The following is a 10,669-nucleotide window of genomic DNA, read 5'->3' as shown; positions in this document are numbered from 1 at the left end:
TTAAGTGCTTGAATAACCAGTTTTCCGTCTATCGATAATATTTTTTTGAAGAGTTCTAAATCTTCAATATGAAGAGCCATGGAAAAAATATTATTATGTAATGCCATGCTTTTTATTATTTTCCACTTCTCTATAACACTATATTTAGACCATTCCATAACTTACTCCTTAAATAAATTTTTAGGCATTCTGTAATAAACAATATTATAGAATTTTTCGCTTTCAGGGAATTTGCGTTTGCGGATGGAGAAGTTACCAAAATTTCTAATTTCGATACGCTCGTGTTCTTTGAGAGACCGACTTAAATAATCTAAGATTAAATCTACTGAATCTTTAACATCTTCTTTGGAAAGATAATTCAGCTTATCATGTACTTTATCTATTAAATAATTCTTAGTAACCATTATTAAAAAATCGCTTTGATTCCGTTAAAACTATTTTTAAAAAAACTAGGTGCTATACTATCAAAATCTTCAAGTATTATGTCGATTAATTTTGGTTTTGGTTTTAATTGATAATCTTTAACTAGTAGATTAGCATTAATTTTCTTAACTTCCTGTAACCATTTTAATGCAGTATCTTCCGAGCCTATAGCATCTACAAGCTTTAACTTTAAAGCCTGACGACCTGAATATACTCGCCCGTCTGCAAGCTTTTTTACTTCTTCTATGGGAAGATTACGCCTCTCTGAAACAAGTTCAAGGAAAAAATTATAAGTATCTTCTATATTTTCCATAATGGCTACCCGCACTGCTTCCGTCAGTTTTTCGGTAGGATTTGGGACAGCTTTTAATTCACCCGATTTAAAATTATTGAACTTAATCCCCAATTTTTGAGCAAGCTCCGTTACCTCGGCTGTTTGTAGTATTACACCGATTGAACCTGTAATAGTTCCGTTATGGCTAATAATATAATCGCCTCCGAGAGAGATTAAATAACCGCCACTTGCAGCCATTGTTCCCATAACGATTACTACCGGCTTTTTTTCGGATATTTTGCGTAAGATATTATAAATTTTTTCAGAGCCGACTACCGTACCGCCAGGAGAATTTACGTTAACTATTAACGCTTTAATATGAGAATCATCGATTATTTTTTTGAGCTTTTTGTCACGCTTTTCGTCTTCAAGGATTATTTCATCTATTAATACGGAAGCTATATAATCTTCATTACTATTAATGGGTAAAACCTCTTTTGGAGCAAAGTCTTTACCGACTATTAAGAATACGATAGCAATTAAAATAATAGCTGCTAGTTTCCAAATTAACAAACGAGATTTTATTTGTCTTCTTTCAATTAAATAATCAGGTGTTATACTCATAATTTTTGATATTTTTAATTAGTACAATCAACGTCATTGCGAGCAAGCCGTAGGCTGCGTGGCAATCTCGTCAAATATCCTGAGATTGCTTCGTCAAAATTTTCAATTTTTCCTCGCAATGACGATACGACTATAAACCGTTTTTAGGGCGTTCAGGACTCTTCATCATCTCAAAAAACTCACCGTTAGTTTTAGTATGTTCAAGTTTTTTGAGTAAAAATTCTATTGCCTCACTGCTACCCATCGGATCGATAATACGACGAAGAACCCACATTTTATTTAATATTATTTTATCTACTAATAAATCTTCTTTTCTAGTTCCTGATCTAGTTATATCAATAGCCGGATAAATACGCTTATCGGCAATCTTACGGTCTAGAACTATCTCGGAATTACCTGTACCTTTAAATTCTTCAAAAATTACTTCATCCATACGAGAACCGGTTTCAATTAAAGCCGTACCGATTATAGTAAGCGAACCGCCGTTTTCGATATTTCTTGCTGCTCCGAAAAATCTTTTCGGTCTTTGTAGTGCATTAGCATCAACGCCGCCCGTTAATACTTTCCCTGATGACGGCACTACGGTATTATAAGCACGAGCGAGTCGTGTTATCGCATCTACTAAAATTACCACGTCTTTTTTATGTTCTACTAAACGCTTTGCTTTTTCGATAACCATTTCTGCAAGCTGCACGTGCCTACTTGCCGGTTCATCGAAAGTAGAGCTAACAACCTCTCCACGCACGGAACGTTGCATATCGGTTACTTCTTCAGGTCTTTCGTCTATTAACAGTACTATTAAAAATACTTCCGGATTATTAGTTGTAATTGCATGTGCTATATTTTGTAATAATACGGTTTTACCTGTACGAGGCGGTGCTACTATTAATGCACGTTGTCCTTTACCCATAGGGGCAACAAGTTCAATAACCCGTGTACTAAAATCCTTACTATCTTTACTATTATTTTCAAGTTCTAATCCTAATTTTTCATCAGGATATAAGGGAGTTAAATTATCAAAATGAACACGATGATAAGCTTTAGACGGGTCTTCAAAATTTACTCTATTGACTTTCAGTAAAGCAAAATAACGTTCTCCGGCTTTTGGAGCTCTGATCTGACCTTCTACAGTATCCCCGGTGCGCAGACCAAAGCGACGAATCTGACTAGGAGAAATATAAATATCATCAGGACCTGCTAAATAGTTTACTTCCGGTGAACGTAAAAAACCAAACCCGTCAGGTAATACTTCAAGTACCCCTTCGCCAACTATTAAACCTCCCTGCTCTACGGATTTTTTCAAAATTGCAAAAACTAATTCTTGTTTAAGTAATGAATTAATATTTTCAATTTTTAATTCTTCTGCTTGAGCTTGTAGTTCCTCTGGTAATTTACGTTTTAATTGTTTTAAATTAATAATATTACCGTTCTCTGCAAAATTATTATGATTGTTATTGGATTCGGTATTGTTAAGTTCTTCTGTAGATTCTTTATTAGTTGTGTTCATTATTTTATTATTAATAGATTATAATTGAAAAGTTGAGTTAGCAATTAAGTTTAAAGGTAAGTAATATACTTATTTAAAATTAGGAATCAAATTAGATTTTTAGAAAATTTTATTTATTCTTGCGGTTTGAAGAATTATTTATCTTGTTAGCTTATAAGAGCTGTTTATGTATGTAAAAGCATACTAACAACGTAATAGCACATTGTCAACCCAAATCGTCATTGCGAGCAGGTATTGTTGTGTGGATCAATTTCACCTCTGTCATCCCGTGGCTTGACCACGGGATCCAGTTAAAAATACTAAAATATTAGTATTTTTTATTGTTTGTATAGACCCCTGGTCAAGCCACGGGGTGACACAGTAGGTTTTACCGATCCACGCAACACTGCTTTGCGAGGAGCGAAGCATTGTTGCAATCCAGAAAAATAATTAAAAAAATTCTGTAAATCAAAATTTTTAACTGGATTACTTTGTCGAATTACTGCGTAATTCTTCTAGCAATGACGGAAAACCAAGCCATGCAACAAAGCTGGACAAGCTACGGTATGACATCAAGGACGTTTGGATAAACTAATCCACGTATACTCTACAAATCCTTTGATTTTAATAATAATACATTTGAATTAAGTAATGGAGTGAAAACGTTTTTAACTTCGTTTAATAATGCTTCATTGCTTATTTCTTGGTTTAATTCGCTGCGTACCGCATCAAATATTTCTCTTAAACTTTTCTCTTCTACCATATATTTAAAAATATATTTAGTGCTTCTAAATATCGACATTGAGATATTAACATTATTTAATATCCCATTATTAATAGTAAAATTAATAACATTATTTACTGCTGAAGGATTAGATTCCAAATGCTCATAAATTTGTTTAGCAAAATTGGCAATATTATGGAAGTACGGTATATTATCAAGGTCATCAAGAGAGGCTACACTATCTTTTTGATTTGATACGTAAAATGAATGTTTAATAATATTACCGGTAAGTATTTCGGAAATTGCTTCTCTAGTTACTTTATCCATCTTTTTAACTTTTTGTAGAAGTGAAAAATCTTTTATATAATTTTCCGGTCTTAATAAAATTTTCTCTAAAGGATCAAGATAATCAACAAAATTTAAGCCTGCTTTTTCTACGAATTCATATAACTCAGGAACGGAATAGGCTCTATCCTGTTTGTGCAGGAACATATCATAAACTCCAACGTCACCGAAATTTTGGTAATCTGAAAATAATTCCCAACCTCTTTTATACCAGTTAGTAGCAGGCAAATTATCTAGAATTAGCTTCCCGTTCATTACTTCTTCGACACGGTTTTTAGTATCTTTATTTATCATTTTCATTAAATCCTGAATTTGATAAACACCGGTACGTCCGTATTTAGCATATACCATTAAACCCATACCGCCGGTCGGTTTTAAAGAATCTTTTAGATTTTTTAAACCTTCATCAGGATTTGCTAAATGATGAAGCACACCGGTACAATTTATATAATCGAATTTTCCAAGTTTTAAATTAGGTATATTTAATATTGAATCATTAATCCATTTAATATTTTTAAGTCCTCGTACTTCTGCACGTTTTTGTGCTACTTCCATGCTAGGCTTGCTGAAATCTAGATATATTATCTCGGCATTTTTTTTATCTTTTAACTGCTCGGCAAGATAAATAGTCGAATCACCGGTGCCGCCGCCGGCTATTAAGCATCTAAATCCATTATTAAAATTTTCTTTTCCTTTATATAGAAAATGGTTTAATTCTCCTAAGAACTCACCGCAAATTGCAAGTAAACGTTCTTTTTCTTGATTTGGGTCTCTGAAAGGATAAGGATAATCTTGATAATGCTCTTGCACTTCTGCTAAGTCTTTAGAAATTTTTGTTTTCTTTGAATCGTTCATAAATATTATTGTTTTTAAGTTATTATTATATAATCGTTTATCTATTTTCGGCTTTGTTGCATGGATCGAAAAACGCACTCGGTGTCATACCGTGGCTTGACCACGGTATCCAGAAAACAACTAAAAATATCAATAATATTGATATTTTTAACTGGATCCCGTGAATAAATCACGGGATGACAGGAGAAAAACCGAACCATGCAACAACACCTACGGCTCCTCGCAATGACGGTTCGGGTATCGCCATCTACTCTTTAAGAACTATATCTCTTATAATTAATTGAATAGTATAATTATCTTGCCAATTATTCGTTTTTAACGTTCCTATTGCGGCAATATTCTTTGCTTTAGGGCTTAATAGAACCTCTTCAAATGAAGTACCTACCGAATTAAAAGCAATAGCAGACAAGGCTTTATTACCAAAGCCTCGCTTATTTGGAGCAAGCATACATTTAATATGTTTACTTCCTACGATATCTGCTTTTAATACAAATAAATCATCGAATTTAAATATAGGCTCATGATTTCCTTGACCGAAAGGCTCTAAAGTGTTTAATTCCTCCATTAAAGGGAAATTCACACCATTAACCGTTAAATCAATATCATATTCCGCATGCTTATAATTTTCTAGTTTATTTATACTAATTCTAAAAGCATTATTAAAAAAATTCTGCAATTCTTGTAATTTTTCAGCAGTTACGGTAAAACCTGCCGCCATAGCATGACCTCCGCCTGCTATTAGCAAATCTTTGCTTTTAGCATTGATAATCTCAGCACCGAAATCAATACCTAAAATAGAACGGCATGAAGCTTTACCAATCCCGTTATTTAAAGCTACAACCGCTACCGGCTTATCAAACTTTTCTTTTAATCTGCCGGCAACAATTCCTATAACGCCTGGATGCCATCCTTCTTTTACGATAAATAATAAACTACTATCTTGTTGAGTTAAAGCAATTTCTGTTGCCTCTTTTATCATTAATAACTCAATTACTTTACGCTCATTATTATGTTTTTCAAGTTCTTCAGCTAATTTACTTGCTTCATTAGAACAACTAGTAGATAGGATATTAGCTCCTAAACTTGCCTTTCCTACTCTACCGCCTGCATTGATACGTGGACCTAGAATAAAACCTAAATGATAACATTTCGGTATTTCATTAAGCCCTGCCATATCATATAATGTTTTAATACCGATATTTTGTCTTTGTTGCATTACTTTCAAACCGCCAGCTACAAATGCACGATTTAAGCCTGTTAATTTCATCATATCACAAACAGTACCAAGAGCCACTAAATCTAGATACTTCATTAGGTTAGGCTGAAGCATTGTTTGCGTGAAATAATTTTGCTTCTTTAAATTCGATAATATTGCAGTTGCAAATAAGAAAGCAACTCCTACGGCGGCCAAATGTTTACATTCGCTTTTTTCATCAATACGATTTGGATTTACTATAGCTACTGCATCCGGTAATATTTCCGTAGCTATATGATGATCGATTACTATAACATCAAGGTTAAGGTCTTTTGCGTATTTTAAGGCTTCATGTGCCATAGCACCGCAATCAACCGTAATTAATAATTCTGTGCCGTTATCTTTAATTTTTTGCATAGCAAAAGGAGTCGGACCGTATCCTTCAGCTATACGATCAGGAACATAAATATCACATAGTATATTTAAATCTCTAAAGACGTTTTTAAGTAAAGCAGCTGAAGTAGCACCGTCTACATCATAATCGGCAAAGATACATATTTTTTGGTTATTTAAAATAGCTTTAACGGTTCTATCTACAGCCTTTTCCATATCGAGTAGATGAAAAGGATTAGGTAATAAATTTTTGATTTTCGGTATCAAAAAATTTTCTACTTCCTCTATATTATTTACTCTTAATGATACTATCCTAGCCAGTAAATCACTAATTTTGAAACTACGACATAACTCGGTGACTATATCTTCGTTAATCAGTTTCTGCTGCCAGATTTTACCGTTTATAGATGCTTGTGGTTTCATGTGTTTATTAGACCGTATTTTTGCTGTATATCGTCATTGCGAGGAGGTATTATTGTGTGGATGCCGCCCCGTCATTGCGAGCAGTCGTAGTACTTGCGTGGCAATCTCATGAAATAATAACAAACTCCTGAGATTGCTTCGTCAATTGCTACGCAATTTCCTTGCAATGACGACTTGGGTATCCACGCAACAATGCCTACTCACAATGACGTATACACTTATATCTCTGAAAGTTTCTTAGCCTCGTCATCTGCAATTAAAGCTTCAACAAACTCATCTAATTGTCCGTTTTTAACTACTTCGTCTATCTTATAAAGTGTTAAGTTTATTCTATGGTCGGATACTCTTCCCTGTGGGAAATTATAAGTACGTATCCGTTCCGAACGATCTCCCGAACCTACCTGCCCTCGTCTACTGTCGGCTCTTTCTTGTTCTTTTTTGCGGCGTTCTTCTTCATAAATTCTAGCACGTAGAATTTTTAACGCCTTTGCTTTATTTTTATGCTGTGACTTCTCATCTTGCAAGGCTACGGTAATACCGGTAGGGATATGAGTTATACGTACGGCAGAATCGGTAGTATTAACGTGCTGTCCACCAGCCCCTGAAGCTCTATAAGTATCAATTCTTAAGTCTTTATCTTCAATTTTAATATCAACCTCTTCAGCTTCAGGAAGTACTGCAACCGTTGCTGCCGAAGTGTGAATACGTCCTTGTGATTCCGTTTCCGGTACTCTTTGCACTCTATGAACGCCTGACTCAAATTTTAGTTTAGAGAATACATCTTTGCCTTTTATCGATGCCGAGGCTTCTTTATAACCGCCTATTCCCGTATCGGAAATTGCTAATATCTCGAAACGCCATCCTTTTAACTCGGCGTATCGTTGGTACATATTAAAAAGTACGGCAGCAAAAAGTGCGGCTTCTTCACCGCCGCTTCCTGCTCTAACTTCAATAATAGCACTTTTACTATCCGCATCATCTTTCGGTAATAAAGCAATTTTTACGGCTCTTTCAAGTTTTGGTAACGAATTTTCAAGAGTGTGTATTTCGTCTTCAATCATTTCTAAAGTGGCATTATCAAGTCCCACTTCTAGCTTAAAATTATTTGCTTCTTCAAGCTCAGATTTAGCTTTATTATATTCTTTAATTTTTGCTACAACATCTTCAAGTTCGGCATATTCTTTAGATGCCTTAACAAACTCGTCTCCCATAATGCCGGAAGATAGTTTTTTGCCTAAATTTTCGTATTTATCTAAAATTTTTGCTAAATTATCTGAAAAACTCATGTTATTTTTGATTTATTTGGGGATGAGGTTAGTTTTAACGTCATTGCGAGGAAAGGCGGAGCCTTGACGTGGCAATCTCAGGAATTTTATACTGCTTCATGAGATTGCCACGCAGCCTACGGCTGCTCGCAATGACGACTTATATCAGCATCAAAGCGGGACTTTCTATAAACTTCTTAAATGCTGCCAAAAACTCAGCACCGACTGCTCCGTCTACTACTCGGTGATCGGCAGAAAGAGTTACATCCATAATTGTTGCTATAGTTACTTGATCATTCTTGACTATAGCACGTTTTGCACTAGCTCCGACGCCCATTATACAACTTTGCGGTGGGTTAATTATAGCATTGAAATTCTTAATACCGTACATACCGAGGTTAGAAATGGTAAACCCTCCGCCCTGAAATTCTTCAGGGGTTAATTTATTATCTTTTGCTTTCTTTATTAATTCTTTCATTTCACGAGATAGCTCTATAATGTTTTTTTGATTGGCATTTTTAACTATCGGCGTAACAAGCCCGTTCTCAATCGCTACCGCTACTGAAATATCGACATTATTGTAATACCTAATTGCATCTTCCCCCCAGCTAGCATTGGCATTTGGTACTTCTTGTAAAGCTTTGGCTACTGCTAAAATAATAAAATCATTAACCGATATCCTTGTTGATTTATCTTCAGAAAAAGATTTATTAATGTCTTCTCTTATATCTAACAATTTATCGACATTACATTCTATAGATAAATAAAAATGTGGTACTGTTTGTTTAGATTCAAGCAGACGCTTAGCTATAATCTTGCGGATATTATTATTTGGTACTAAACGATATTCTTCAGGATTTCTACTAACTATTTTATTATGAACAGTGCTAGGAGTATATGATAATATATCTTGTTTGACTATTCTACCGTGTGGACCGCTACCTTTCACGCTCTCAAGTCTAATATTTCCCATTTTTGCAAGTCTTTTTGCTAGTGGTGAGGCGAATATTTTACTAGCATCATGTTTTATAACTGCTACCTGTTCTTCTACCTTAGCTATATTCTCGTGGGGTTTTGGAAGGTTAGCATCTGTTTTCTGTGACGGTGATACATTATTATTTTTTGCAATAAACGCATCAATGTCCGTTTTTTCTTCACCCTCTTCGCTTAACACAGCAATTAAAGAGTTAACAGGTACATTTTGACTATTTTGTGGGATAACTATTTTGGCAAGTATACCTTCGTCTACTGCTTCTACTTCCATCGTTGCTTTATCGGTTTCAATTTCGGCAATTACTTCCCCGGGATTAACTTTATCCCCTTCTTTTTTTAACCACCTAGCTAGATTTCCTTCCGTCATAGTTGGAGATAAAGCAGGCATTAAAATTTTAATTGGCATAATTTGTTTAGATTTGATTTTTTATTATTGTTGTTCTTAACGTCATTGCGAGGAAATTACGGAGTAATTGACGAAGCAATCTCATGAGTCTTACTACTTCATGAGATTGCCACGCTCTCTACGTTCGCTCGCAATGACGACTTGAGTAGCTATCACACCTTAATATCAGGGCTAACTATCATTATCATCTGCTTACCTTCCATTTTAGCATGCTGATCGATTTTAATGAGTCCTTCGAGCCCTACTTCTATACGTTTAAATAGTTCTTGACCGACTTCTTTATGAAGAATCTCTCGTCCCTTAAACCATAAAGAAATTTTTACCTTATCACCGTCTTTCAAAAATTCTTTTATTTTTCTTAGCTTAGTTTCAAAATCACCTATACTAATGTTAGGTTTAAATTTCATTTCTTTAAGTACGACGATTTTTTGCTTTTTGCGTGCTTCATGCAAACGCTTTTTGCTTTCGTACTTAAACTTACCAAAATCTAGAATTTTACAGACAGGGGGTACAGCATTCGGTGATATCTCGACTAAGTCAAGGCTGGCTCTTTCCGCCATATCTAATGCTTCTCTAATATTTACGACGCCGTGCATTTCGCCGTTTTCGCCTACTAGACGCACTTCTCTAGCTCTGATTTCTCTATTAGCCTTAGGAAAATTATTTTTAGAAATAAAATTTCTCCGTATTATGTTTATAAATAAATATATATTGCATTTAACTTATTTTATTTAAAATTACAAGTAAATAAAATATTTTATCTTTAATTTTATTTAGAAAGTTTTAAAAAAAATTGAAACTACAAGACAAATTCCAAATATTAATAAACAGATTCGTGTTAATTTAGCGACTCTTTCCTGTATTTTCAAGTTTTTTAGGTCTATAGCATGCTTATGAGCTTGTTCTTTTTGTGCCATATGTATTAATTCCTGTAAAGTACCGGGATAAATACTCTCATACTCACTGATTAAATCAATTGGCGGTAATATATGTTCAAATTTTTTACGGTAAAAATTATTATCAGGCTCATTGACACTAAAAGTCTTAGCATAACCTTTATTTAATCTATTATTTTTATTAAAAAAACGTTTAGTCTCTTTCATATTCCTTTTTTATTTTTTGAAATGTATATAATATATTACTTTCAACTATTTTAAAATAATCAATTAATTGTGTTTCTTTTTTTTGCTGTTGTTTGGAGCTTTTCATATTTATTATATTCTTTAGCTCTGCATATACTAGTTTTATAAAACTTTGTTTCAT

Annotated in this window: 9 protein-coding genes and 1 pseudogene; 1 reads left to right on the top strand and 9 read right to left on the bottom strand. The window is 34.1% G+C overall.

All coding sequences use genetic code 11. From position 1 onward, the window contains the following. Positions 1 to 161: 161 nt before the first annotated feature. Both ACNFN7_RS07040 and sppA read right to left on the bottom strand, forming a co-directional pair. Positions 162 to 404, bottom strand: coding sequence for an HU family DNA-binding protein (locus ACNFN7_RS07040; RefSeq protein WP_485441387.1), 243 nt, complete (start codon positions 402 to 404; stop codon positions 162 to 164). Between the two features lie 2 nt (positions 405 to 406). Further along, the gene (sppA, locus tag ACNFN7_RS07035) at positions 407 to 1,321 is read right to left on the bottom strand and encodes a signal peptide peptidase SppA (protein ID WP_485441386.1); all 915 of its coding nucleotides are present in this window, start codon (positions 1,319 to 1,321) and stop codon (positions 407 to 409) included. A gap of 31 nt (positions 1,322 to 1,352) precedes the next feature. Between sppA and ACNFN7_RS07030 the strand changes: the two are divergent. Further along, positions 1,353 to 1,451 (top strand): annotated as a pseudogene (locus ACNFN7_RS07030) (octaprenyl-diphosphate synthase); the annotation flags it as partial. Here the strand turns inward: ACNFN7_RS07030 and rho are convergent. The 7 genes from rho to ACNFN7_RS06995 form a co-directional block, all read right to left on the bottom strand. Beyond that, complete coding sequence (rho, locus tag ACNFN7_RS07025) at positions 1,452 to 2,828, bottom strand: transcription termination factor Rho (RefSeq protein WP_485441385.1); 1,377 nt, start codon at positions 2,826 to 2,828, stop codon at positions 1,452 to 1,454. It abuts the pseudogene before it with no gap. Positions 2,829 to 3,414: 586 nt separating this feature from the next. Then, on the bottom strand, positions 3,415 to 4,731 hold the full coding sequence (locus ACNFN7_RS07020) for a class I SAM-dependent methyltransferase (RefSeq protein WP_485441384.1): 1,317 nt from the start codon (positions 4,729 to 4,731) through the stop codon (positions 3,415 to 3,417). Positions 4,732 to 4,978: 247 nt separating this feature from the next. After that, on the bottom strand, positions 4,979 to 6,742 hold the full coding sequence (gene recJ / locus ACNFN7_RS07015) for a single-stranded-DNA-specific exonuclease RecJ (RefSeq protein WP_485441383.1): 1,764 nt from the start codon (positions 6,740 to 6,742) through the stop codon (positions 4,979 to 4,981). 218 nt (positions 6,743 to 6,960) lie between these two features. Continuing rightward, a complete protein-coding gene (gene prfA, locus ACNFN7_RS07010) occupies positions 6,961 to 8,028 on the bottom strand; it encodes a peptide chain release factor 1 (RefSeq protein WP_011271091.1) in 1,068 nt (355 codons plus the stop codon). A gap of 139 nt (positions 8,029 to 8,167) precedes the next feature. Next, on the bottom strand, positions 8,168 to 9,406 hold the full coding sequence (locus tag ACNFN7_RS07005) for a pyruvate dehydrogenase complex dihydrolipoamide acetyltransferase (RefSeq protein WP_485441382.1): 1,239 nt from the start codon (positions 9,404 to 9,406) through the stop codon (positions 8,168 to 8,170). A 152-nt stretch (positions 9,407 to 9,558) separates the two neighbouring features. Next, positions 9,559 to 10,029, bottom strand: a complete 471-nt coding sequence (infC, locus tag ACNFN7_RS07000) for a translation initiation factor IF-3 (RefSeq protein ID WP_485441381.1) — start codon at positions 10,027 to 10,029, stop codon at positions 9,559 to 9,561. Between the two features lie 150 nt (positions 10,030 to 10,179). Continuing rightward, on the bottom strand, positions 10,180 to 10,509 hold the full coding sequence (locus ACNFN7_RS06995; RefSeq protein WP_041077998.1) for a DUF2335 domain-containing protein: 330 nt from the start codon (positions 10,507 to 10,509) through the stop codon (positions 10,180 to 10,182). Between the last annotated feature and the right edge of the window lie 160 nt (positions 10,510 to 10,669).

It is taken from the genome of Rickettsia sp. MAE-05 (assembly GCF_057319745.1).
The sequence above is the reverse complement of the archived record's forward strand: the minus strand, read 5'-3'. Positions and strand labels throughout refer to the sequence as shown.

Coding starts and splice junctions, on each gene's coding strand:
- ACNFN7_RS07005 (WP_485441382.1), bottom strand. CDS start 9,406: ATGCCAATTAAAATTTTAATGCCTGCTTTATCTCCAACTATGACGGAA.
- rho (WP_485441385.1), bottom strand. CDS start 2,828: ATGAACACAACTAATAAAGAATCTACAGAAGAACTTAACAATACCGAA.
- ACNFN7_RS07020 (WP_485441384.1), bottom strand. CDS start 4,731: ATGAACGATTCAAAGAAAACAAAAATTTCTAAAGACTTAGCAGAAGTG.
- prfA (WP_011271091.1), bottom strand. CDS start 8,028: ATGAGTTTTTCAGATAATTTAGCAAAAATTTTAGATAAATACGAAAAT.
- sppA (WP_485441386.1), bottom strand. CDS start 1,321: ATGAGTATAACACCTGATTATTTAATTGAAAGAAGACAAATAAAATCT.
- recJ (WP_485441383.1), bottom strand. CDS start 6,742: ATGAAACCACAAGCATCTATAAACGGTAAAATCTGGCAGCAGAAACTG.
- ACNFN7_RS07040 (WP_485441387.1), bottom strand. CDS start 404: ATGGTTACTAAGAATTATTTAATAGATAAAGTACATGATAAGCTGAAT.
- ACNFN7_RS06995 (WP_041077998.1), bottom strand. CDS start 10,509: ATGAAAGAGACTAAACGTTTTTTTAATAAAAATAATAGATTAAATAAA.